19 protein-coding genes and 2 tRNA genes are annotated in these 25,423 nt (G+C 52.4%); 11 read left to right on the top strand and 10 right to left on the bottom strand.

All coding sequences use genetic code 11. From position 1 onward, the window contains the following. Window positions 1-14: 14 nt before the first annotated feature. The 4 genes from C4F51_RS03955 to C4F51_RS03940 form a co-directional block, all read right to left on the bottom strand. Window positions 15-2,816, bottom strand: coding sequence for a TonB-dependent receptor (locus C4F51_RS03955; RefSeq protein ID WP_328701305.1), 2,802 nt, complete (start codon window positions 2,814-2,816; stop codon window positions 15-17). Between the two features lie 499 nt (window positions 2,817-3,315). Beyond that, window positions 3,316-6,525, bottom strand: a complete 3,210-nt coding sequence (locus C4F51_RS03950; RefSeq protein ID WP_193907348.1) for a TonB-dependent receptor — start codon at window positions 6,523-6,525, stop codon at window positions 3,316-3,318. Between the two features lie 718 nt (window positions 6,526-7,243). Beyond that, window positions 7,244-7,678, bottom strand: coding sequence for a hypothetical protein (locus C4F51_RS03945; protein ID WP_193907347.1), 435 nt, complete (start codon window positions 7,676-7,678; stop codon window positions 7,244-7,246). A gap of 347 nt (window positions 7,679-8,025) precedes the next feature. After that, window positions 8,026-8,102, bottom strand: a tRNA-Pro gene (locus C4F51_RS03940). A gap of 436 nt (window positions 8,103-8,538) precedes the next feature. Between C4F51_RS03940 and C4F51_RS03935 the strand changes: the two genes are divergently transcribed. Then, complete coding sequence (locus C4F51_RS03935; protein ID WP_193907346.1) at window positions 8,539-9,153, top strand: LysE family translocator; 615 nt, start codon at window positions 8,539-8,541, stop codon at window positions 9,151-9,153. A 24-nt stretch (window positions 9,154-9,177) separates the two neighbouring features. On the opposite strand, the gene C4F51_RS03930 is transcribed toward C4F51_RS03935, so the two are convergent. Together C4F51_RS03930 and mrcB are read right to left on the bottom strand one after the other, a co-directional pair. After that, window positions 9,178-9,663 carry a tetratricopeptide repeat protein gene (locus C4F51_RS03930; protein ID WP_193907345.1) on the bottom strand — a complete coding sequence of 162 codons (486 nt, stop codon included), beginning with the start codon at window positions 9,661-9,663 and terminating at the stop codon, window positions 9,178-9,180. Between the two features lie 38 nt (window positions 9,664-9,701). Next, window positions 9,702-12,047 carry a penicillin-binding protein 1B gene (gene mrcB, locus C4F51_RS03925; RefSeq protein ID WP_193907342.1) on the bottom strand — a complete coding sequence of 782 codons (2,346 nt, stop codon included), beginning with the start codon at window positions 12,045-12,047 and terminating at the stop codon, window positions 9,702-9,704. A 178-nt stretch (window positions 12,048-12,225) separates the two neighbouring features. On the opposite strand from mrcB, the gene C4F51_RS03920 reads away from it, so the two are divergent. After that, on the top strand, window positions 12,226-13,224 hold the full coding sequence (locus C4F51_RS03920) for an adenosine kinase (RefSeq protein WP_193907340.1): 999 nt from the start codon (window positions 12,226-12,228) through the stop codon (window positions 13,222-13,224). Window positions 13,225-13,400: 176 nt separating this feature from the next. Here the strand turns inward: C4F51_RS03920 and C4F51_RS03915 are convergent, their stop codons facing one another. From C4F51_RS03915 to hemA, 4 genes are read right to left on the bottom strand one after another with little or no spacing between them, the layout of a single operon-like run. Further along, window positions 13,401-14,153 carry a HesA/MoeB/ThiF family protein gene (locus C4F51_RS03915; RefSeq protein WP_193912333.1) on the bottom strand — a complete coding sequence of 251 codons (753 nt, stop codon included), beginning with the start codon at window positions 14,151-14,153 and terminating at the stop codon, window positions 13,401-13,403. A gap of 8 nt (window positions 14,154-14,161) precedes the next feature. Next, window positions 14,162-15,058, bottom strand: a complete 897-nt coding sequence (gene prmC / locus C4F51_RS03910; RefSeq protein ID WP_328701304.1) for a peptide chain release factor N(5)-glutamine methyltransferase — start codon at window positions 15,056-15,058, stop codon at window positions 14,162-14,164. Window positions 15,059-15,068: 10 nt separating this feature from the next. Continuing rightward, a complete protein-coding gene (prfA, locus tag C4F51_RS03905) occupies window positions 15,069-16,151 on the bottom strand; it encodes a peptide chain release factor 1 (protein WP_193907338.1) in 1,083 nt (360 codons plus the stop codon). Next, window positions 16,151-17,425 (bottom strand): glutamyl-tRNA reductase, encoded by a 1,275-nt coding sequence (gene hemA, locus C4F51_RS03900; RefSeq protein WP_193907336.1) that lies wholly within the window; start codon window positions 17,423-17,425, stop codon window positions 16,151-16,153. Before hemA ends, prfA begins: the two co-directional genes overlap by 1 nt. Window positions 17,426-17,657: 232 nt before the next feature. On the opposite strand from hemA, the gene C4F51_RS03895 reads away from it, so the two are divergent. The 9 genes from C4F51_RS03895 (at window position 17,658) to C4F51_RS03855 (ending at window position 25,217) form a co-directional block, all read left to right on the top strand. Next, window positions 17,658-19,445: a tetratricopeptide repeat protein gene (locus C4F51_RS03895; RefSeq protein WP_193907334.1), complete on the top strand. Its 1,788-nt coding sequence runs from the start codon at window positions 17,658-17,660 to the stop codon at window positions 19,443-19,445. Beyond that, on the top strand, window positions 19,442-20,083 hold the full coding sequence (gene lolB, locus C4F51_RS03890; RefSeq protein WP_193907333.1) for a lipoprotein insertase outer membrane protein LolB: 642 nt from the start codon (window positions 19,442-19,444) through the stop codon (window positions 20,081-20,083). Before C4F51_RS03895 ends, lolB begins: the two co-directional genes overlap by 4 nt. A 3-nt stretch (window positions 20,084-20,086) precedes the next feature. Beyond that, window positions 20,087-20,926 (top strand): 4-(cytidine 5'-diphospho)-2-C-methyl-D-erythritol kinase, encoded by an 840-nt coding sequence (ispE, locus tag C4F51_RS03885; RefSeq protein WP_193907331.1) that lies wholly within the window; start codon window positions 20,087-20,089, stop codon window positions 20,924-20,926. A gap of 21 nt (window positions 20,927-20,947) precedes the next feature. After that, window positions 20,948-21,022, top strand: a tRNA-Gln gene (locus C4F51_RS03880). A 169-nt stretch (window positions 21,023-21,191) separates the two neighbouring features. Further along, a complete protein-coding gene (locus C4F51_RS03875) occupies window positions 21,192-22,124 on the top strand; it encodes a ribose-phosphate pyrophosphokinase (RefSeq protein ID WP_202987750.1) in 933 nt (310 codons plus the stop codon). Between the two features lie 122 nt (window positions 22,125-22,246). Next, window positions 22,247-22,858, top strand: coding sequence for a 50S ribosomal protein L25/general stress protein Ctc (locus C4F51_RS03870; RefSeq protein WP_193907327.1), 612 nt, complete (start codon window positions 22,247-22,249; stop codon window positions 22,856-22,858). 35 nt (window positions 22,859-22,893) lie between these two features. Further along, window positions 22,894-23,493 (top strand): aminoacyl-tRNA hydrolase, encoded by a 600-nt coding sequence (pth, locus tag C4F51_RS03865; protein WP_193907326.1) that lies wholly within the window; start codon window positions 22,894-22,896, stop codon window positions 23,491-23,493. Between the two features lie 170 nt (window positions 23,494-23,663). Beyond that, window positions 23,664-24,206: a sigma-70 family RNA polymerase sigma factor gene (locus tag C4F51_RS03860; RefSeq protein WP_193907324.1), complete on the top strand. Its 543-nt coding sequence runs from the start codon at window positions 23,664-23,666 to the stop codon at window positions 24,204-24,206. Window positions 24,207-24,212: 6 nt separating this feature from the next. Further along, the gene (locus C4F51_RS03855) at window positions 24,213-25,217 is read left to right on the top strand and encodes a FecR domain-containing protein (RefSeq protein ID WP_202987606.1); all 1,005 of its coding nucleotides are present in this window, start codon (window positions 24,213-24,215) and stop codon (window positions 25,215-25,217) included. Window positions 25,218-25,423 lie beyond the last annotated feature (206 nt).

Here is a 25,423-nt window from a genome sequence, read left to right as displayed (position 1 = left end):
TAATAAATTACAAATTAAAAATCAGCTCTTACACCCAGACTGATACGACGGCCCGACATTTCATACATGGTCGGGAATGACGGATCAATCGTGTAAGCAGAGGTTGCTTCGTCGGTCAGGTTAATAACATCCAGCACCACTTTAATATTGTCCGTAACATGATAACCGATTGCCATATCCAACTGACCGTAGTCATCGCGATACACCGGAAACATGTCACGCTCAATATACTCAACATATTTGTCTTTGTAGTTGTAGGAAATACGCGCATCAAACACATCGTTTTCGTAGAAAGCGGTCAGGTTCCAGGTTTTATCCGTTAAACCCGCTGGCGGGGTTGGAATACCCAAATCTGAATCACCGGTCAATGAGTTATCCAGCAAGGTCAGGTTGGCATTGATGCCGAAACCTTCCAGCGCCGGGTGGAACATACTTAAAGGGAACTGCGCAATAAATTCCACACCGGAGACATCGTAAGAACCTTCAGCGTTTACTTTTTGATAAACATCGAAATCGTAAATGCCATCAATCGTACCGTTGGCGTTATACTTGGTTACATCTTTTACTACGCCGGTCAGTGATTCGCGCACTACACCTTCGATTTCTTTTTCAAACCAGGAAACCGCTAACAAGCCGCCCTGCTCCAGATACCATTCCAGACCGATTTCCCACTGATCGGCATAAGTAGGTTTCAAATCCGGGTTGCCATCACGGTATTTGAATTCACTGACGCTCACCGTGCGCTTGTAAGCAATATCACCCAGTGCCGGGCGAATTAATGTTTCCGAGGCGGCAGCACGTAACATAACATTGTCAGTCAGCTCCATGCTCAGGTTGAGGCTGGGCAGAGTGTCGCGGTACTGACCTTGTTTGGAGATGGGCGCAGGCGTGTAACCGGTAGAACCATCGTTGTTTTGCACCTGATGATAACCGTAAGACTCAACAGTGGTATCTACCGAACGAACACCGGCATTGATGGTGGTGGGTAAATTGCCAACATCAAATTTGAAATCCACCATCGCATAGAAGCTCAATACTTCTTCATCAACGCGGTAGTATTCGCTTTCCTGATAATCAACGTTAAAACCATCGTAACGGAAATGACTGCGAGCATAGCCGTTATCTACTTGCGCCCACTGCGGCGAATTGGATACATCAGACAGAAAGCTGCCGCCAGGCACCAGACCGGAAATAGAGTTTAACTTGCTGTCTTGCAGGGTGCGCTTGTTGCGCCAGGAAGTGTCACCGGCTGACGGGCCATACACAAACTCGGTACCGCGATCGCGCTTCTTGGATTTATCGGTATAACGTGCACCCCATTGAATTTGTGCCAATGCCGGGAATGAATCGAGGAACATCGGGCGGATAAAATCCAGTTGTGCCGCGTACTTGTCATCCTCAATAGATTCCAGATTCACTTCGTAGGAATCGAACAGGTATTTACCCGGCGAGTTGTACATATCGAAACTGCCCGGATTATCACTGAGAATAGTCTCGCCGCCTTTACCGGCATAACGTGAACGCGACGGGCCATAAGCTACGTGCTTCAGGTTGCTGGTGTCTGACAATTTTTCAACACCGGAATAACCCACCAAACCTTTGACTTGCCAACCGGCAACTTCCCAATCCATATCAAAACTGTATTGGGTGTAATCCGTTTTATGAACGTTTTCCTTGCTCAAAAATTCATGCTGGGTATTCGCGTAGGACACATCGCGCAATACCACAACGCCGTAATCCGCCAGTGTGGTGCTGTCGTAAGCATGAACGCGCTCCAGCGCACTGATACTGGACGCGGTATAAGCCGCTGCATCGTATTCGTCTTCGGTGTTGTCGTAACCACCCAGCATCGCATCAAATGACAGAGTGAACGTGTCACTCGGCTGATATTGCAGCGACAAGGTGCCGCCCCATTTGTCCTGATCGTTCAAATAACTGCGGTTGCCCACCTTGTCGAGAAAAACCACGCGGTTGGTTTGTTCGGAATCAAACGGGTCGGTAATAACCACACCGGTATCGCGCTCAAGCACCTCCAGAGTTTGATCCGCTTGCCATTTGGATGAACCGGTTTTTTCTGTCCAGCGCGAAAGCGGGCGGAAGTTAATACCCGAATTGGCATCGGTGCGGTTGGTACGCTGCGCTTTGGAGAAAGAAGCCAGCACGCCCCAATCACCGAAGGTATTACTCGCCAGCAGGGAAATTTTCGGGTCTATCTCTTCAGAGATAGAATTGTGGGCGCCTTCCGCAGACAACACAAATTTCGGTTCGTTGTAATCAAACGGCCGGCCGGTAGAAATCAGCACTGAACCGGCAATACCGCCTTCTTCGTCAGCTGCGGTGGGCGATTTTTGCACGGTGACACTTTGAATAATTTCCGAAGCAAAAATATCAAACTCTACTTCACGGCCACCGCTGCCGGATGCGGTGGCAAGCCCGTTGATAGACACATGGGTAAACTCACTCGGCAAACTGCGCACATTCACTTTGCTACCCAGGCCACGGTTACGCTCAATGGTAACACCGGGCATACGTTGCAATGCTTCAGCGAGGTTTTGCTCCGGAAAATCGGCAATGTCGGTAGCAACAATCGAATCGGAGAAACCCACCGAACTGCGTTTAATATCTACCGCCTGTTCAAGACTTTTGGCGTAACTGCCGGTCACCATCACTTCTTCAATCAAATTCGCATCATCCGATCCCTGTGCAACGGCGGTAACCGCCACTGCTGACAACATGCTTCCTGCAATAATGGAGTGAATGGTTTTGCTTAAGACACCACGCGATGTCGGGATTGGATTGCAATGATTAATTTTCACAACGAAGACCTTATACATCAAAGGTTTTAGAAAGGCGGGATCACTCGTCTACCAGCTAAAAACCAGCGATTCGCTGATCATTAACCGTAGAAACCGGATACGCAATAACAATGGCCGTTTGACCTGGCGCGCATTATTGCGATGCTTCATTAAGTTTTAATGACAGTTTTAAATCAGGGCGGGATAAAACATGAATCGGGCTTTAATATGAAATTATTGTTTTAAGTTCGTGAATTTTTTATTACAAAAAAGAGGCTAAAAAAATGGGCTTCCCTTTCAAAAGTATTTAGCAATCTCTACTGTTTTTAAATTAAGCAACGGTGCCACTCTGCCCGTTTGTCATTAGGCAGTTTGTTCCAAAAGCGCATGAACACCTCCATGTGGCTCTGACGAGTCATCCCTGACTCGACAGTTTTGGAACAAACTGCCTAACGCCAAACTTGCTTTGTGCCAGCTTGAGGCTTTTAAGGAGCCGTAGCCGGGTTTCCCTGGCTATTTTTTAGTACTTGTAACGTGCGCCCAAATAATACTGGCGCCCGGTATGAGAGTACTTCAACGGCGTCTGCACATCGGAACCGGCAAAACGATCATCGAAGGCATCTGTCAGGTTGATGGCTTCAAATGAAAGCGTCAGCTGTTTGGTAAAACGGTACGACATATTGAAATCGTAGTTGGTTGTAGCGTATTTACCCTGCACGTCCGGCGTATAAACTTCGCGGCCGTCCAGATCGTACCCCAGCTCCGGCACCAGAATATTGGTCAGGTACTGATCGCGGTGAGAGGTAGAGATACGGGCACTGAACTTGCCGTTGTCAAAGTACAAGGTGGCGTTATAAGAATTTGGCGACATGTTAATGAGGTCATTTTCTTTATACACCGTGGTCACTTCGCGCGTGCTACTGCTAACCGAACTGCTTTCAACATATTGCAGTTTTGACTCAACATGGGTGTAGTTGGCCTGGAAACCAAAATGCTGCCAAAAACCGGGCAAGAAAGTAAAAGGCTGCTGATAGGTTAACTCAAAACCTTTTAGCGGGCCGCCCGGCGTGTTGTAGTAACTCTGCACACTGAAGCTTTCATTACCGTTAAAACCTTCCGGTAATAACCCCACCGGCCAACCGGTTTCATCCCAGGTTTGCACCTGGCGCACGCGTTGAATATAGCTTTTGATATCTTTGTAGAAATAGGCCGCAGACAACAAAGCACCTTCCGAAAAATACCACTCGGCACTGAAGTCATAAGTGTCTGCACGGTAAGGATCAACTTTCGGATTACCGGCGTTGATACTGTAGAGCGCATCCTCATTATTGTAACTGCCCGGCGCACCACTAATGGTGGGTGACAAATGGTTCAGGTTAGGCCGCGCCATGGTTTTTGCCGCACTGAAACGCAAAATAACATCGTCCGTTGCATCCCAGGCGAGGTTGATAGAGGGGAGCCAATCATCGTAACCGTTGGTTGCCTGAATCGGCAGATAATGGCGGTCGCCCGGCATCGCCGTAGCGCTGCCAACACCGTAGAAAGTTTCGCTGCCGTCACACTGACTATCGCCCGCCGGAATAGCAGGAATTGCCGGTGTGGTATCGGTTGCCGGTACGGCTCTTATGCCAGCACAGGGAACATAGCCTTTGGAGGTGATATCCGTTTTGGCATAACGCACGCCCACGTTGGTGCGCAAATCCCGATCAAGAAAACTGCTGCGGAAATCTGCCTGAAAATACGCGCCCAGGGTTTCTTCATTGACCGTGTAGTTATTCCCGGATGAACCGTAATGCCCTACGCCGGCCAGGGTGTAGTTGCCACCCGGCTGCCCGTTATCGGCATTGTTATAAATGCCCAACAACTCGGCAACGCTGTTAAAGTCTGGCACCAGCCAGGAATCAACCGCGCCATCAATGCCTTTACCGTAACCGGTAAGTTGTTGGCTGATATCGCCAACGCTGACACCGCTCGGCAGCGCTTGTGGCAACAAGCCCATACTGATGTGGCGATACTCGCGCGAGGTCATGGTGTAATCCTTGAAGCTGATGCCGCCACTCACTTGCACCGCGTCATTCAGGTCATACGCCAAATCGACTTTGAAAGTATCAAACTGGTTATCCACATACATCGGGTTCAAACGGACTTCGCTGATATTTGAACCGCGCGCGGAACCATTGGCGTTGGCAGGTACCACACCATAACCGCGCCATTCCCAACTGTTGCTATCGTTCAGGTCGAAGGGAAAAATCATCGTCGGCGTTTTAAAACTTTGCCGCGCATCCCAGATAAAACCGTTCAGGTTGGTGTTATCCAGCGTGATCAGCGAGTTAATCGGGCGCGCATAATTGGCTTCCGAGGTACCGATAATCGCGTCCAGCCGCAACTGATCGTTAAAATGATGTTCAACGTTCAGGCTGTATTGAGCAAACTCGGTTTCTTCTTTAAACATTGCCGACTCGGTACGGAAGTCGACATTATCCATCACCGCATAGGTCAAACGATTGAGCGAATCTTTTTCCGCCTGGCGAATAATAATTTCACTTTTACCACCGAGGTTGGCAGTACGGTGCAAATTCACGCCCAGCGTATCTTCACGCTGATTTTTTTCGTAGTTGGAATACAACACATCGAAATTGAACAAGGTGCTATCAGTTGGCCGGAACTGGAATGACGTGGTTACACCGAGGCGACTCAAATCATGCGCCTGACGGCGCAACCCAGGGTAACGCGGATGCCAGGATTCGGTAGCCGTTTCATAAGCAGCAATGTTTTCCGGGGTATTCTCCGGGCGCGGCAAACCGGTTGCACAATGATTTTCATCAATGCCAAAACTGCCGTAACCATTATTGCGGTTCAGGTTGGCATTGCTACCCAGTTCGTTATCGATAGGGTTACGCGGGGTTTGCGGATCGTATCCTCGCGGGCTACAAAAACCGTACATATTGTTGGGGTTGGCGGTTGCCGTAACCGGTCGGCCGGCGTTGGCGTTACTGCTGGTACCGAAGCCATTACCCCAATCAAAGCGAACCGGATTAAACCCTTCTTCGAGAATTTCCCGCTCACTGTAAGACACAGACAACAAGGCACCAAAGCGACCATCTTCAGTCTGGTTACTGACCAAACCGGAAAACCGCGGATTGTAACTTTCGCTCAGCTCGTTATAACCGCCCTGTGCACTGCCGGAAATTTGAAAGCCATCAAAATCAAAGGGACGCGATCCGCGCAAGTCAACCGTGGAGCCCAACGAACCTTCGTCCAGTTGTGCCGACTGGGTTTTGTTCACTTTTACCTGGCTGAATAATTCAGAGGCAAAAGTATTAAAGTCAAAACCACGGCTGCGGTTGGGCCCATTGGAACCTTGCCCGGCGGTAGACAGCGCCTCCAAACCATTCACGCGCACCCGGGTAAAATCGGAACCTAAACCACGAATAGAGATTTGCCGACCCTCGCCTCCCTCGCGATCAATCGACACACCGGCAATACGCTGCATGGATTCGGCGAGGTTCATATCGGGAAATTTACCAATATCTTCCGCCACAATCGCGTCAACCTGCGTGGTGCTATTACGCTTGATATCCAGCGCCTGCGCCAGACTTTCGCGGTAACTGCCGCTAACAATAATTTCTTCCTCAACAGCTTGTTGAGCCATTACGGAATGGGAACCGGCTGCAATGGCCGCAACAACCCCCAGGAACAACAGATTTTGGTTGAATTTTTTATTATGCATCTTTCTATCCTCATCGCATTATTTTCACGTTATCCTTCGTGCTGCCCGCCTGCTTTTTAAAACCCTCCGTTTTTTAGATAAAACATCTCCTCCCGGGCAGCGTTGATGCTTCCCTTGCATTACAAAAAGCAATACAAAGCCGCAACATGCCAGAGATGCTGAAAAGAAATTTTAAGAGATGATTAACGATCACTCTTCCTGAATGAAAAATCCTTATGACTGAATAAAGAATGCAAATGGTTGATTTGCGGTTTTCTTGTTATTTTGCTAATACGTTTTAGCTACAGGGTAGCATAAAGCCTCAAAAAACGTAAAACAGAAAATATTGATTGCTACTGGCGGTTTAATAGCTAATGCCGAAATTATTTTTATTCGATATAGAAAATCAGAAAAATGATGCGAATAGGTCACAGAAAATTATTAAGATGGCACTCTTATTTGCATTTAGAGAATAAATTAAAAAAACAAAATACACCATTTATGCGGCAGGTCTGTTTCAATCACGCATGAAAGAAATCACTACTACTCAATGCAGATTAATTAGAGAGGAATTAACGCGGCACGAAAAAAAACTGCTTACAACTTTTAAAAGGATAAAACACTTAAATTTTTCAGGATATTTTATATCTTGCATCGAACACGTCACGCTTATTTTATCTACGCATTGCCAGAATCATTCTTCAAGGCTTGCCCGGCATCAACGTCTATAAAACCCGGATTACCAACTTTTCTCTATTAACCCTTCGGCACACTTGAGCACATCGTTATCAATCAGGTTACCTGGCTTCATACACTCTCTCAGTGACCTTCGCTCTATCTTTATTGATTTTTCTTCGCGCTGAACCTGACTCGCTTGAACTGCTTGCGCTTCTGTAATTATCGGAGGTTGATCGAATTTTTCTTCATATTTAACTGACTGATTGATTTCATCTTCAATGACCACTGATGGCTGGTGCATTTTTTTCTCAGCCTGCACCGGTTTTTCTGCGGAATTTTTTAAGAGCGCATCTTTAAAGAAAGGGTAGGTAAATATCAGCAAAAGACCATTCAATACAACGGCAGTGATGATAGTGGTTAACAGCTTGCTGTTTCTACCAGCACGCTCTTTAGCATTTCTTTCTCCCTCCGCATCCCTCAAATTGTCCCAATTCATTTATCTGCCGCCCTGTTACAGCAACCGGCTTTTGCACCGGGTAATGTTTCTATGAGCATATCCATCACCTCTTCCTCCGTTGATTTCCCTGCAGGCAAGAACGAAGCATAGTGGAGTAAAGCGGACGTTGTTTCAAGATATCGCCCCGACAAAGACGGGACAGAATTGCGGCTAGTTCCTGGAAGGTTCTTGCGGCCAATAATCTTTTAACGAACCGGGGAAATACTTCTGACAACCAACCAGCCAAACCCATTGCAGGTTGCTTGTTAGCAAGGGTAACTACCGTTTTTCAGTATCCAAAACGCAAAAAGCCCCTGCACTTTGCAATGCAGGGGCTTTTCAGATTCTGGTCGGAGTGAGAGGATTCGAACCTCCGACCCCCTCGTCCCGAACGAGGTGCGCTACCGGGCTGCGCTACACTCCGACACGCCGGTTACGATTGCGTAACAGACCCGCGCATTATAGCGGCGAGATTTTCCGTGTAAAGTTCCGGTGCTTATTTTTTTCTATAAAAAAGCCAACAATCTCCGCAGAGTTGCTGGCAAATCAGGAAAGATAACAAAAAGGAGCGCTGACTGGCCTCTAAGGGCAATTCGGGAAGATCCCACCTCGCATTTAGTTTCCAGTAAATTGATTATTGTTCAGCCAATTTTTTTTGCCAGCAACTTCTGTTCAGTTTTTAAACTGTTTAGCAATAAACAGTCATACAATTGCAACTGCTTTAAATAATGAGGTGTTTTATTGCCGAACTTCACGTTTTTTCGCGGATTTTTATCACCAGTAAAAACAAAGTTTTAAATTAAAAGCCGCCGTCTCTTTTGGTTTACACTGCTTCTTTCCCCCACCGTCTGCTTATCGCCATGTCTGTTGAACACCTGACGCTTTTCATTACCCTGACTTTTTTCGTTTCTCTCAGTCCCGGCCCCGTTATGTTGGCGTGCATGACGTATGGCGGCCAGGTCGGTGTAGCGAGAACCCTGTTTGCCATGGCGGGTGCGTCTGCGGGCAATCTGTTATTGATTGGTTTATCGGCCATCGGTGCCAGCTTGCTATTGAAACAGCACCCCTGGCTTTTTCAAGCGTTGCAGTGGTGCGGCGCGGCCTGGCTGATCTGGCTTGGGATACAGGCATTTCTCCGACAGCCGGAGACGATTCAGACAGAGAAGATGGATGCGTTAAGTGCGAAGCGGTTGTGGTGGCAGGCGTTTGTTATCGCGCTGAGTAACCCGAAAGGTTTGCTGTACTTCGGCGCACTCTTCCCGCAGTTTTTGCGCCCGGAGCAGGCATTGTTGCCACAGTATTTTATTCTGGTGCCGGTGTTTCTGGTTATTGATCTGGCGTGGATGCTGATCTACGCCAGCAGTGGCAGCACTATTATGCGGTGGATAAAAAACCCGCGACATCAGCGCGGGTTTAATCGGGTAACCGGCAGCCTGTTAGCGCTGGCCGGCCTGCTGATGGCATTCGGTTTTTAAACCGCTCTGCCATTGTTTAAATAATTAGAAGTCGCCGCCTTGCAGTATCTCTTGCACGCGATTGAGAGACTCGGCAACCGATGAGCCTGGCTGGGCGAAACGCAAGCCCTGCTGCACAAACTGCTTGGCCTGGCCAGCGTTGGATTGTTGCAGATAACTTTGCGCCAGTACCAGATACAACTCCGGCGTACGACGATCAATGCGTAAACCGCGCTCGGCCGAGGCAATGGCCGCCGGGTAGTTACGGGCGTTGTACTGCGCGCGCGACTGGTTGATCAGGCTACTCACGGCCGGGTTAATCAGAGGTTGTTGTGGCTGAACCACTTCCGGCGGTTGCTCTGGCGGAATAATGATTTCGTCCGGCGCGCGCTCTTCTACCAGCACCGGCGGCGTTGTGCCGGGTGAGCTACGATCTCTTACGGTGGGTGATTCATGGTTTACCGTGGAGGCGCAGCCGCTGATGAGCAGTGCAGCCGCCAGACACGAATGAATCAGAACTTGCTTTATCACGTAAACTCCTTAAAAACGGTTCAACGAACAGGTTATTACTAATCCCAACCGCGCTGCCACCAGCGCTTGCCATCACCGTTGCTGTCTGACTGACAACTGACGGTGTGCTGCGGGCGATATTCTTCACGCACCGGCAGGCGCGTTACATCCGGGCAAAGTTCGCTACCCAGATTACCCGAGGTGTTATCAAACCACTCGAAGCTGACACCGTCCGGCGGGAAATCATTCACACTTTGCGTTGGCAGGGTGCGCATAAATTCGGCCCACACCTGCAAGGCGCCGCTGGAACCGGTCAACGGCGTGGCGCCGTTATCGTCACGACCCAGCCATACAGTTGCCAGATGTTCGCCACTGAAACCGGCAAACCAGCTATCGCGCTGATCGTTGGTGGTGCCGGTTTTACCCGCCAGGGTCAGCGACGCAGGCAGGCGATTCATGACACTGCGACCAGTGCCTTCTTTCATTACCATTTGCATGGCGTACTGGGTTTGGAAGGCCGCTTGCGGCGATAGCCTCTGTTGCAATTGTAGCGGGTATCGACGCAAAGGCTCGCCGGTTGCGGTCAGCACTTCGCGAATGGCGCGTAAAGGCGTGTACACACCTTCTGCCGCCAGGGTGTGATAAATACCCGCCACTTCAAATGGCGTCATATCCAGTGAACCCAGCGTAAGCGCTGGCACCGCCGGTACACGGCCTTCATAACCGGCGGCGTTGATGGTTGCTGCTACGTTTTTCAAGCCCACATCCATACCGAGACGCGCGGTGGCCTGGTTGTACGATTTTGCCAGTGCCAGCCAGAGCGGTACATCGCCGTGGCTGATGCGGTCAAAGTTGCGCGGCTCCCACTGCTGACCATCACCCGCTTTCATGCTGATGGGTTCATCGCTGATGATGGAGCCAAGGTTGTAACGCTGCGGTTGCTCAAGCGCGGTGAGGTAGACAAACGGCTTGACCAGCGAACCGATCGGGCGACGCGCATCCAGCGCCCGGTTAAAGCCTTCAAAGCGCGGCTGCTTGTTGCCAACCATCGCCAGCACTTCGCCGCTGCCCACCGAGGTAACCACGATGCCGCCCTGCAGCTCTTTGGTGTTGTGGCGCTCTTGCAAGGTTTTTACGCCTTCGGCCAGTGCTTTTTCAGCCTGACGCTGCACGCCCGGAGAAAGGCTGGTGAAGATGCGCAAACCTTCGCTGCGCAGATCTTCTTCCTGGTAATCCTGTTGCAGCTGGCGTTTTACCAGATCCACAAATGCCGGGTAGCTGACCAGGCTGGTGTTGGTGTCTTCTACAATACCGAGCGGCGACTTGAGCGCCTGCTGGTAAGTTTCTTCATCAATCAAATGCTCCTGATACATTACCCCCAGCACCACGTCGCGGCGCGATTTGGCCCGCTCGGGAGAACGCCAGGGGTTAAAGTAGGACGGGCCTTTTACCAGACCAATCAGCAGGGCAATTTTCTTCGGCTCCAGTTCGCGCAGCGGCTGGCGGAAATAATGGTGCGATGCCAGGCCGAAACCATGGATAGCGCGCACGCCGCTCTGCCCGAGAAACACTTCATTAATGTAAGTTTCGAGAATTTCCGACTTGCTGTAATGCACTTCCAGCAATACCGACATAATGGCTTCCTGCACCTTGCGGCGCAGATGTCGCTCGCGGGTGAGGTAGAAATTCTTCACCAGCTGCTGGGTCAGCGTACTACCGCCCTGCACGACATCGCCTTCGCGCACGTTCACCCAGGCGGCACGCAAAATAGAGAGCGGCGATACGCCGTGGTGATCGAGGAAGTTTTTGTCTTCCACCGCCAGCAGGGTTTCACCCAGTAGCGGTGGCAAATCATTCAGCTTGACCAGCACCCGGTCCTGCACATTGGCCGGATAAATCCCGCCGATTTCTTCCGGCTCAAGGCGCTGCAAGGGGATTTGTGCCCCGGCGATGTCGTTAAGGCGGGTTACGGTGTTTTCAGCGATAACCACGTTGAAGCGGGTAGGCTCATCGCGCTTGTCCCAGAAATCGAAGCCGCGGCTGTGAATCTGGTAGCTGGCATCACGCGTACTCAATACGCGCTTGCTGAATTGGCCGGCAGCAGACACATTGGAAACCGCCCGGTAGCCCAGCGTATTCAGCTCCTGCTCCAGCAGCGCCGGTGTTAGCGACAAGCCTTCATACAACTCAAGCGGCTGGGCATAAACGCGCGCTGGCAGCGCCCATTTTTTACCGTCGAACTTTTCACGAACCTGAATATCGAGAAAGAAGGTCCAGATCGCCAGCAAAGCCACCACCAGCAATACCGCATAAAAAGCGATCAGGCGTACCAGCGCCCAGCCGTGACGGGGCGTTTTAACGCTGGATTTTTTGGCAGGGCGTTTTAGCGAGCGGCGTTTGGTCATCGGTACTCAGGTCAAATAGGGGTAAAAGAAAAATAACGGCCTAGTGTACTGACACTGGCGCGGTTTATCGAGGCGCGCTTTATTCACCGTGACTTATTTTGCATAATGCCCTCCCTTTGCGACACAGATCGCACTCCTTCCAACGCTTCAGCACCGGCCAGCCGGTTAAAGGACTCCCATGAGCACGCATCACATTTACGGCATAGGCGCCGCCCTGGTCGATACAGAAATTACCGTAACCGACGCGGACCTTACTGCCATGGCGGTCGCCAAGGGTGTGATGACACTGGTGGATGAACCTCGCCAAAGCCAGCTGATTCAATATCTGGAGCAACACCAAATTGCCGCACAGCGCGCCAGTGGCGGCTCCGGTGCCAATACCATTATCGCCGCCGGTTACTTCGGCTGCCGGAATTTTTACTCCTGCAAAGTTGCCGATGACGAAAACGGCCATCTGTTTCTGGACGGGCTGAAAGCCGCCAATGTTGACTATCCGGCTCAGGCATCATTACCCAAAGGTATTACCGGAAAATGTCTGGTTATGATCACCCCGGACGCCGAGCGTTCCATGAACACCTTTTTGGGCATCAGTGAAACCCTGTCAGTTAACGAAGTCAGCCCGGAAGCTGCTGCCAATGCCGAATACGTTTATATAGAAGGCTATCAGGTCACTTCACCCACCGGCAGTGCCGCCGCCATCGCCCTGCGCGAAACCGCAGAGCGCAGCAAGGTGCGCACCGCACTGAGCCTGTCTGACCCGGCGATGGTGCAATTTTTCCGCGATGGTCTGGTGAAAATGCTGGGCGACGGTGTAGACCTGCTGTTCTGTAACAGCGATGAAGCACTGGGCTTTACCCAAACCCACACACTGGACGATGCAATTGAAGCGCTGAAAAAAATCAGCAAAACCTTTGCCATTACCTGCGGCGCCGAAGGCGCCAAAGTATTTGATGGCGAACAACTGATCAGCATCGCCGGTACCAGGGTTAAAGCCGTTGACACCAACGGCGCTGGCGATATGTTTGCCGGTGCCTTCCTTTACGCCATCACCCACGGCCACGATTTCAAAACCGCCGGTGAATTTGCCAGCTACGCCGCCGCTCAGGTTGTAGCCCAATACGGCCCCCGCCTGCGCCCGGAACAACACCAGGAAATCAAAGCGACGTTTTTTGGGTAATCAATGAAGCAAACAGGTGAATGCCAGGCCGGCATTCACCGGAGCCATAAAAAAAGATAAGTAACAAACAAGTTAAGAGATAAAATTTTTATCAAGGGCAATACAGCGAGGATGGCACCCATAAGAGAGTGCAGCCGCTTTTAAAACAACCGCAAGAAAATGATAATAAAAAATAATCAGTTTTGCTGATCGACACCACACACCGGGCAAGCCGGGTCCTTGGGGAGTTTGAAGGTTCGCCATTGGGCGGTTTTTACGTCGAAGAGTTGAACGCGGCCGGCGCTGCTTTCGCCGAAGCCGGTGATGAGGCGGATCACTTCAATCGCTTGCCAGGAACCGATAATACCGACCAAGGGTGCCAACACACCGTTGGCGGTGCAGCTGGTGTCGTCTTCCGTGGGCTCGTATAAACAGCGATAGCACGGACTGTGTGGCAAGCGGGAATCAAATACGGCCAACTGCCCTTCCATGCGAATGGCTGCGCCGGAAACCAGAGGAATTTTGTGTTGCACGCAAGCGGCATTTACCGCGAAGCGAATGGCAAAATTATCCGTGCAATCCACTACCACATCCACGCCTTGCAGATGCTGCTGCAAGCGTTCTGCATCCAGCGGTTCGGTAATTTGCGTAAGGGCAATGCCCGGATTCAAGGCGCGCAAACGTTCAGTGGCAGATTCAACTTTGAGCTGATCAACACTGTCGGTGGTATGAATAATTTGCCGCTGCAAGTTGGTGATATCAACGCGATCAAAATCCGCCAGTAATAAATGACCAACCCCCGCAGCGGCGAGATAGAGCGCCACCGGCGAACCCAAACCGCCCATACCGACAATGAGCACGCGCGCTGCCAGCAGCTTTTCCTGGCCGTCGATATCAATATCGTTGAGCATAATCTGACGACTGTAACGCAGGAGCTGTTGATCATTCATAGTCACGATTAAACCCCTCCTGTATTAACAGGTTCACCAGCGACCCATTGCCCAAGTGTGACTCGGTCATTATCACCATAGTCTTTGCGGGTTACGCAGTGCTGAAAACCGCACGCGGCAAATAATGCCTGCACCGCTTCACCCTGATCATACCCATGCTCAATCAATAGCCAACCACCGGGCTGTAAAAATGCGGGCGCCTGCTCAACAATAAAACGGATATCCGCCAGTCCCTGCTGTTCTGCTACCAGCGCAGAAAGCGGTTCAAAGCGCACATCGCCCTGTTGCAAATGCGGGTCTTGCGGGTCAATGTAAGGCGGGTTGCTAACAATAATATCGAAGGCACCGCCGTTATCTATATGCACCGCATCAAACCAGTTGCTCTGCAAAAAGCGGGCGTTCGGCAGTGACAATTTATCGCGATTGAATTCCGCCAGCACTACCGCATCGGTAACGCGATCAACGCCTATACATTGCCAGGCAGGTTTTTCTGACGCCAGCGCCAGCGCAATGGCGCCGGTGCCGGTGCCGAGGTCCAGTAATTTTCGCTGTTGGTTTTTTGCATCGTCGGCAAAGATTTCCAGCGCAGTTGCAACCAGCAATTCGGTATCCGGGCGAGGAATCAGGGTGGTGGCATTCACGGAAATAGGCAGCGACCAGAATTCGCGCTCACCGAGAATATGCGCTATTGGCTCACCTTGCAGGCGACGATTGAAGGCATCGTTAAACTGCAACTGCTGTGCGTCAGTCAGTTGTGTTTCCGGCCAGGTAAAAAGAAAGGTGCGATTTTTTTGCAGCACCCACGCCAGCAATAATTCAACATCCAGACGCGGCGAGTCGCTGAGCGCTTGTAATTGAACGGCCTGACGCAGGCATTGTGCAACAGTGAGTGGCGTAGGGTTCACAGCCGGGCCATTAATCCGCCAGCGCTGCCAGCTGATCGGCCTGATATTCGTTGGTCAACGGCTGAATAACACCATTGAGATCGCCTTCCATAACGCTGTCCAGCGAATATAACGTCAGGTTGATGCGATGGTCTGTCACCCGACCTTGCGGATAATTGTAGGTGCGAATACGCTCGGAGCGATCACCGGAGCCAACCAGATTGCGGCGCTCTTCCGACAAACTTTTGTGGGCGGCATCTTCCTGCATGGTTTTTAATTTGGTCGCCAGCAGCGACATGGCGCGAGCGCGGTTTTTATGCTGCGAACGCTCATCCTGACACTCCACCACAATACCGGTAGGCAAGTGGGTAAGACGAATGGCCGAGTCGGTTTTGTTAACGTGCTGACCACCGGCACCGGAAGAACGAAAGGTATCAATACGCAAATCGGCTTTATTGATATTCACTTCTTCCAGCTCATCGGCTTCGGGCATTACCGCCACGGTACAGGCCGAGGTATGAATACGCCCCTGGGATTCAGTTTCCGGAACCCGCTGCACGCGGTGCGCACCGGATTCAAATTTCAATTTGGCGTAAACACCGGCGCCGGTCACCAGGGTAATAATTTCCTTGTAACCGCCGTGCTCGCCTTCACTCTGGCTAAGCACTTCAATACGCCAGCGCTGTTGCTCGGCGTATTTGGAATACATGCGGAATAAATCGCCAGAAAAAATTGCCGCTTCATCGCCACCGGTGCCGGCGCGGATTTCGAGGTAGCAGTTTTTATCGTCGTTGGGATCTTTCGGCAACAACAGACGCTGTAATTCCAGCTCGGTCGGTTCCAGACGGGATTCGCAATCAGCCAGCTCTTCTTCAGCCATGGCTTTCATGTCGTCATCACCTTCCGCCAGCAGCTGACGTGCTTCGGCGATATCGGCGAGCAGTTTTTGATAAACCTGGTAGCCTTGTACCACCGGTTCAAGCTCGGCGTACTCTTTCGACAATTCGCGAAATTTATTTTGGTTGCTGATGGTATCGGCTTCGGCCAACAAGGCGCTAACTTCTTCGTAGCGCTCGCTCAGGCGATCCAGTTTTTCCAAAATCGATGCTTTCATTAAGGCTCGCTTTTATCGCTATCGTGGTGAGACAAATCAAACAGTTCCTGCGCAGCGCGAATCACATCATTACGGCCATTCGCACTGGCATCTTTCATTACGGTGGTCGGGGTGTGAATTATTTTATTGGTGAGGTTGCGCCCCAGCTGTTGCAGCACTTGTGCCGGGTCGCCGCCCGCCTGCAAAATGCGCAGTGCTTTTTGCACTTCGTTATCGCGCAGTTCTTCCATTTGCCCACGATAGGCCTTGATGGTGGAAACCGCATCCAGCTCGCGCACCTGACGGCGAAAACTTTCAACACCTTCATCAATAATAATTTCGGCTTTGTCCGCCGCGGCCAAACGTGTTTTTTTGTTTTCATCAATCACCGCGTGCAAGTCATCTACGGTGTATAAATACACGTCGGCCAGCTCACCCACTTGCTCTTCGATATCACGCGGCACCGCGATGTCGAGCATAAACATGGGTTTGTGCTTGCGTTTTTTCAACGCAGATTCCACCGCACCTTTGCCTAAAATAGGTAGTTGGCTGGCGGTGGATGAAATAACAATATCGGCATTGGGCAGGTAGTCGGGAATATCGGCCAGCAGAATTGCTTCTGCGGCAAATTCTTCTGCCAGGCGCTTGGCGCGATCCAGCGTTCGGTTGGCAACAATCATGCGGCGAATGCCCTGCTCCGCCAGGTGGCGGGCAACCAGTTCAATGGTTTCGCCAGCGCCAATCAGCAGCGCGGTGTCCTGTTTCAGGTTGGAGAAAATTTGTTGCGCCAGCGTCACGGCAGCATAGGCCACCGAAACCGGGTTTTCGCCAATCGCAGTTTCACTGCGTACCCGTTTGGCAATATTGAACACCTGCTGAAAGGCATGGTGCAAGGATGAACCCAGGGTGCCGGCCGATCGTGCTACCGCATAGGCAGATTTCATTTGCCCGAGAATTTGCGGCTCGCCCAATACCAGTGAATCCAGCCCGCCCGCCACTTTCATCATATGCCGCACCGCTTCTTCATCGCGGTAGCAATAGTAGCAACGCGCCAGATCCTGGGTGCTGATAGACGTATGCTCAACCAGCCAGGTGATCAAATTTTCTACATCGCTGTCGGTACTGGCATAAATTTCGGTGCGATTACAGGTAGAAAGAATGGTGACTTCGTACAATCCGGCCCGGATTTGCGCCTGGTGTAACGCACTTTCAACCGATTCCGGCGCGAACGCCACCCGCTCACGCAGGGCGAGAGGGGCTGTGGTGTGGTTGATTCCAAAAGCGAGTAACGTCATGGCCAGGTGGGCAGGTATCCTGAAAGGGCGGTATTGTCGGGCGATGCAAGCGCTGTGACAAGTGCTTTACACATAACGAGCAGCCTGGCACGTTATCACGCTTAAGGCTGGAGCTGAACCATCAGTCTGACATATGATGTTCAGCTGCCAGAGTTGGCTCTTATTTCATCCTGTCGGACAGGAAACATCAGCCACTCCCAACCATGCTTTTCCGAACGAGCCCCGAACACGCATGAAATCAGGTTACTCCGGTCTTCTTATGGCGCTTCTTGGCTGCTGGCTTGTTGCCGGTTGCAGCCATCATTCACCGCAACCCGACAGACCGGTGATCCCGGTAGAACTGGCCGAGCCTCTACCCACCGATACGCCTGACACCTCGCCAGCACCCGTGGCGGCAGACGCAGAAAAACCGGCCGAAACGGTTAAAAGCCGTGCCTTTACCCGGGATACGCTGTATTCATTGCTGGCCGCCGAGATTGCCGGCAGCCGCCAGCAATACGATATCACCCTGAATAATTATGCCCAGCAGGCGCTAATTACCCGCGACCCGCAGGTTGCCGAGCGCGCTACGCTGATTGCCCGCTATATGAATGCCAACCAGCTGGCGGGCGAAACCGCTCTCTTGTGGGTCGAGTTAAGCCCCGAGAGCGATGAAGCCCTCGCCAATGCGGCCATGGCCTTGATGCAGGCAGGACGCGCCACCGAAGCCTTTGAAATGTCGCGCCGCTTGCAGGAAAAAGGCAAGGAAACCCTGTTTCAATCCATTGCCGCCAACGCCGCCGATTTGACCCCCGCCGACCGGGAAAACCTGCTCGGTCTCTATATAGAACAGCTCAAACAATACCCGGAAGATGAACAATTACTGATTGGTAGCGGCCTGCTGCTGCAAATGAGCAACAATTTTGAAGGCGCCCTGAAACAAGCGGTACTCGCACGCAAACTGACCCCGGAGAGCGTACCGGCATCGCTACTGGAAGCCACCCTGCTGCACCAGCTCAAACGCGATGACGAAGCCCTGGCGCGGCTGACTGAAATACTCGAAACCAACCCCGACAGCATTCGCCTGCGGGTGCAGTACGCCCGCATTTTGGCGCACAACGACCTTGAAGCCGCCCAGGAACAATTCCGTATTCTCTCCGAACAGTCACCACAGGATGGTGATTTCCGGCTCTCGCTGGCGCTGATTGCGCTGGAAAGGCGCGATATGGACGTGGCCGTAGCCGCCTTTGAACAGCTGCTGGACAACAACCAGCACTTGTCTACCGCGCACTATTATCTGGCGCAAATCGCTGAAACCCGCCAGGACGAAACCCAGGCGCTGCTGCATTATTTGCAGGTGGAACGCGGCAAGGACTTTATTCCGGCCACCGCCAGCCTGATGAACATCCTGATTCGCCAGGGCGATCTGCTCAGTGCCTCGGAGCACATTGATCGGCTGATCAAAGCCACACCCGATGAAGCCGACAACCTGCAACTCCTCTACGCCCGCGCTCTGATTAACCATAACCAGCTGGCCACCGCCAGCCGGATACTTGACCGCGCCCTGTCGCAATCACCGGACAATACCCACCTGTTATTCGCCCGCGCGATGCTGTTTGACCAAATGGGGCAGAGCGAGCAGGCCGAGCAGGATTTGCGCAGCGTGATTGAAAAAGATCCGCAACACGCCTCGGCGCTGAATGCCTTTGGCTACATTCTGGCGGACCGCAATGAGCGGCTGGACGAAGCCCGGGAGCTGATCTTCCGCGCTTATTCGCTGCGCCCCGAAGACCCGGCCATCATCGACAGCCTCGGCTGGCTGCACTTTCGCACCGGCAACTATTCCGAAGCACTGATTTATTTGCGCCGGGCATTTAACCTTTATCCTGACGACGAAATTGCCGCGCACCTGGGCGAAGTACTCTGGGTGATCAACGAGCAGGAGCAAGCCAGAACCGTGTGGCTTCGCGGCCTTGAAACCTCACCCGACAGCGACATTATTCGCCGCACCATGGAACGCCTGCAGGTGCCCGCGCCATGATGCTTCAGCGCTTTATCGCCGCCCGCTTCCGCCCGCTGATACTGCTTTGCGGCCTGCTATTATTGAGCGGCTGTGCCCACCAGGGCGCGCCACTGCCCGACCAGAACTGGCAGGAACGCTATGACGAGCTGGCTGACCTTCAGCACTGGCAACTCACCGGCAAACTGGGCATTCGCATCCCCGGCGACAACGGCAGTGCCAGCATGAACTGGCAGCAGCGCTTTCAGGAATACGATATTGATTTGAGCGGCCCGATGGGTTCCAACCGCTTTTCCATCAAAGGCCGCGATGGCGAGGTCACCTTGCTGCAAGCCGGCTTTGAACCGCAAATCGCCAACAGCGCCGAAGAACTGATTCTGGCCAACACCGGCTGGACCATCCCGGTAGCGCAGCTTGCCTGGTGGGTGCGCGCACTGCCAGCCCCCGACGAGCCGGTTTCCCGCCTGCAACGGGATGAGCAACGCCAGCTGGTGGAGCTCGAGCAAGCCGGCTGGATAATTCAATACAGCAACTACCGCGCAGTCATCCGGCCCGATCAGAATGGCGCGGTGGCACTGCCCGGGCGCGTTATTGCCAGCTGGGGCGATATCCGGCTGACACTGGTTATTCGCGACTGGCAACTCGGAGAAAGAAACTGATCCATGCCTGCACTCGATTTGCTATCGCCCGCCAAACTGAATTTATTTCTGCACATCAATGGCCGTCGCCCCGACGGTTATCACGAACTGCAAACGGTTTTTCAATTACTCGATTACGGCGACCAGCTGCGTTTTACACCGCGTAACGATGATCGTATTCAATTAACGCCGTCTCTTCCCGGTGTGCCCGATGCAGAAAATTTAATTGTGCGCGCCGCCCGTTTGCTGCAACCCCACGCACGCACGGCGGCGGGAATTGATATCGAATTAACCAAACGCTTACCCATGGGCGGCGGTTTGGGTGGCGGCAGTAGCAACGCAGCAACGACCCTGGTTGCACTCAATTATTTGTGGCAATGCCAACTCGATCGTTCACAGCTGCTGCAACTCGGCGTTACCCTCGGGGCCGACGTGCCCGTTTTTATTGGCGCCAGAAGCGCCTGGGCCGAAGGAATTGGTGAACAACTTCAAGCTATTGAATTGCCTGAAAAATGGTTCGTTGTGATCAATCCGGATTGCCAGGTTTCCACAGCTGAAATATTTTCAAATAAAAGTTTGACAAGGGACGCGCCTCGAATTAAAGTGGCGGCCTTTCTTGAGCACGGTGGCGAAAATAGCTGCCAGCAACTGGTAAGAAAACTTTATCCTCTGGTGGATAAAGCGCTCAACTGGCTTGAGCAAACTGCCGGCAATTCAAGAATGACTGGAACGGGTGCAAGTGTTTTTTCTGTCCTCTCTTCGAGAGAAGAAGCAACACAAGTGCTGATGAAAGCGCCGAAAGATTTACCCGGTTTTATCGCCAAAGGTATTAATCAATCAAAGCTTTCTGAATTGCTTCAGTAGCGTTACAATAGACATCTCTCCAGGGGCGTAGCCAAGTGGTAAGGCAGCGGGTTTTGATCCCGCCATGCGTAGGTTCGAGTCCTTCCGCCCCTGCCATTTTCCAAACATGTTTTGGAAAATTGCATATAATCCCTCCCCCAGAGTTCATTGTGCTTATGCTGTTCGCTTTTACGCGAAAAACATAGGGTATAAACACTTATTCACGTTAGTGCATTAAACAAATCGGCAACCGACATATTCAAAGGTATTCGACGTGACTGACTTGATGGTCTTTACCGGCAACGCCAATCCCGAGCTTGCAAAAAAAATCGTTTCCAATCTGGGCATCCAATTGGGACAGGCATCGGTTTCACAATTTTCCGATGGCGAAATTGCCGTAGAGTTGCACGATAACGTTCGCGGTCGCGATGTGTTTGTTGTACAACCTACCTGCGCACCAACCAATGACAACCTGATGGAACTGATCGTCATGGTCGACGCCTTGCGTCGCGCCTCCGCCGGTCGTATTACTGCCGTTGTACCTTACTTCGGTTATGCCCGTCAGGATCGTCGTGTACGTTCAGCACGTGTACCTATTACCGCAAAAGTGGTTGCCGACATGATGGTTGGCGTAGGTATTGACCGCATGCTGACGGTAGATCTGCACGCAGAACAAATTCAGGGCTTCTTTGATGTACCGGTAGATAACGTTTACGGTTCACCGGTATTGCTGGAAGACATTGAGAAACAAAAATTTGAAGATTTGATTGTTGTTTCTCCGGACATCGGCGGCGTGGTTCGCGCGCGCGCGGTAGCCAAACAATTGGGCATTGACCTTGCGATTATCGACAAACGTCGTCCGCAGGCGGGCATTGCCGAAGTGATGAATATTATTGGTGACGTTAACAACCGCACTTGCCTGCTGGTAGACGACATGGTCGATACCGCCGGCACCTTGTGCAACGCTGCCAAAGCCTTGAAAGAACACGGCGCCAAAAAAGTGGTGGCCTATTGTACGCACCCGGTTTTGTCGGGCCGTGCAATTCAAAACCTGGATAATTCGGTACTCGACGAACTGGTTATTACCGACTCTATCCCGCTTACCCAGATTACTGCTGATTGCTCGCGCATTCGTCAATTAACCTTGTCGAAAATGCTGGCCGAAGCGATTCGTCGTCTGAGTAATGAAGAATCCCTGAGTGCGATGTTCCGCTACTAGGATGTTTCGCTACGAATAAGTAACGACACATCGCACCGGGTTTGACTGCCGCGCTCAGCGGTTTTTTTATTACCACAAACGATTCTGGTCGCGGATCCTTGTGGGTTATTGAGGAAGACATCATGTCTGAAGATTTTGTATTGAATGCTGCTGCCCGTAACGATCTGGGGAAAGGTGCGAGCCGCCGCCTGCGTCGTGAACAAGGTCTGGTTCCTGCTGTAATTTACGGCGGTGAAGCTGATCCGGTATCTGTGAGCATTGCTCATAAAGACCTGCTCAAGCAACTGGAAAACGAAGCGTTTTTCTCTCACATTATCAACCTGGTGGTTGATGGCAAAAGCCAGAATGTGATCCTGAAAGATCTGCAACGTCACCCGGCCAAGCCGTTGGTTCTGCACGCTGACTTCCTGCGTGTTTCCAAATCAACCAAGCTGCACACCAATGTTCCTTTACACTTTGTGAACGAAGCTACGTCCAAAGGCGTCAAGCAACAAGGCGGTAAAGTGATTCATAACCTGACCCAACTGGAAATCCTCTGCTTGCCAGCTGATTTGCCGGAATTCATCGAAGTTGACCTGGCTGAAGTTGAAGTTGGTCAAATCGTACACATTTCCGACCTGAAGCTGCCAAAAGGCGTTACTTCCGTTGCTCTGTCTCACGGTGCTGATCACGACCTGGCGATTGCAACTATCCAGAAGCCTAAAGGTGGTGACACCGAAGGCGAAGAAGCTTAATTACTTTTTGCTTCTGACCGGATCGGCACTGAGTTATGGCATTTACGGACATTCCTTTGCAGTTAATTGTTGGCCTGGGCAACCCGGGCAGCGATTATGAAAGAACCCGTCACAATGCCGGTGCTGATCTGGTAACAGAGCTGGCGCGCCAAACGGGCGCCAGCCTTGTTCAGGAAAACCGCTTTTTTGGCCTTACGGCCCGCACCACTTATCAAGGGCGCGACCTGCGCTTGCTGATCCCCACCACCTTTATGAATCGCAGTGGCCAGGCTGTTGGCGCGCTAGCGACTTTCTTTAAAATTCCCCCTGACGCTATTCTGGTCGTTCATGATGAACTCGACCTTGCTCCCGGTATTGCTCGCCTGAAACACAGTGGCGGACACGGTGGCCATAACGGCCTGCGGGATATTATTGCTGCGCTGGGTAACAATCGCGATTTTGCCCGCCTGCGGATTGGCATCGGCCACCCCGGCAATGCCGCTCAGGTTGCCAACTTTGTGCTCAAGCGTGCACCGTCCAGCGAACAATCACTGATTGACGATGCCATCGACCGCTCGATTGATGTACTGCCCTACGCCGTTAAAGGCGATTGGAGCAATGCCATGAAAACCCTGCATACCGACCCCAAAGCCTGATACCTCCAGCCTGCTTTTTATTCTGCTAAAAATTTGACGCCTCTCCCGGCTGCACCCTGCCCGCCCGGTTGCTAAACCGCTTTTCGCCCCCGTATAATCGCCAACCGCGAGATCAATAATGAATTTCATTATCATTACCTCTATTAACATGGCGAGGAGTTGGCGAGATTGTGAGCATTACCGAATATCCGTCACCTGCCATTGAACACCTGTATTCCGATCATCACCCCTGGTTGAAAAAATGGCTTTGGAACCGGCTGGGCGATGCCACTGATGCCGCCGACATGGCACACGATGTATTTCTCCGACTGATTTTAAAACCGGCGCCCCGCGGCTTTGGCAGCGAAGGCGAAGCACGCGCTTACTTACGCAGCATGGCGCAGGGTATGTGCATTAACCTGTGGCACCGGCGCGAGATAGAAAAGGCCTGGCTGGAAACCCTGGCGGCCCGCCCCGAAGAATTTTACCCGTCCGCCGAACATCAGGCCGCGATTCTCGAAGCACTGCATGAAGTGGGCAATATGCTGCTGGACTTACCACCCAAAGCCGCCCGCGCCTTTTTGCTCGCCGAAGCCTGCCAGATGACCGACAACGAAGTAGCCGCCGAGCTGGGCGTTTCTTCGCGCATGGTGCGCAAATACATCACCCAGGCGATGCTCGCCTGTATGCGTTTGCGGGCCAAACAATCCATGGCAGATCTGCTGCAGGACTGACCGCCGATGAACCGCCCTACGCCAGCAGCCGATACCGAACCCTCCCATGAAGCCATGGAGCAAGCGGCCAGTTGGTATGCCTTGCTGCGCTCCGGCGAGGCGACCGGCAAAGAGCGGGAAGCCTGGCAAACCTGGTTGCATGACCGGGAAGACAACCGCCACGCCTGGGGTTATGTAGAAGCGGTCAGCCAGCGTTTTTCTCCGATACAGACAACTGCCGCTCCCCGGCAGGCGGCCGATAGTATCTGGTCTGCCAATACCCGCACCCTGCAACGCCGCCGGGTACTTACCAGTATTGCCACACTCGCCGGTGCCGGCCTGCTCGGTTGGGGGTCGTGGCAACACACCTCACTGCCCGTGATCGCTCGCAGCTGGCGCGCTGACCACCGCACCGCCACCGGAGAAAGACGCGAAGTTACACTGACGGATAACACCCATGTATGGCTGAATACCGCCACCGCCATCAGCGAAAACTTTGATGACCGGCAACGTCGCCTGCAATTGATCACCGGCGAAATTCTGGTCGATACCGCCAGCGATACTGCCCGCCGCTTTGTGGTCGACGCACCTTATGCACGATTAACCGCCCTCGGCACACGCTTTACCGTACACATGGATACCAGCAGCACCTTGCTGGCGGTATTCGAGGGCGCCGTGGAAGTTAAGCACGCCAAAGGTTCGCGGAGCTTGGTGGAGGCGGGCCAGCAAATACGATTTGATGCCAGCGGCACAGGAAAACTGGAACCGGCAGACAGTGCGCGGGAAGCCTGGAGCCGCGGATTGCTGGTAGCCCAGGACATTCCGCTCGCCCAGCTGGTGAAGGAATTACGGCGCTATCGCCATGGCCACCTGGGTGTTGCCCCGGAGATTGCCGACCTGCGGGTATTCGGCAGCTTTCCATTGGACGACCCCAACGCCGCGCTGGATCTGCTGGCCTATGCCTTACCGGTGCGGATTCAACGCACCTTGCCCTGGTGGACAAGCCTTGAAGTGGCGGCTCCCACCGAATAACACCGGCACCGGCACCGGCACCTGCACCTGCACCTGCACCTGCACCTGCACCTGCACCTGCACCTGCACCTGCAAAACATAGCAAACGCACGGGTATCGCTCGCCCCGAAGTTTTTTTCAAAAAAATTAAAAAAATGGTTCCGCTTTTTGCTCGCTCAATTGATTTAACCGGAGAAAGAGCAACTCAGCGTCATAAATAGCAGGCT

The organism is Cellvibrio polysaccharolyticus (genome assembly GCF_015182315.1).
Taxonomy (GTDB): Bacteria; Pseudomonadota; Gammaproteobacteria; order Pseudomonadales; family Cellvibrionaceae; genus Cellvibrio; species Cellvibrio polysaccharolyticus.
This window is presented reverse-complemented; position numbering and strand designations above follow the sequence as displayed.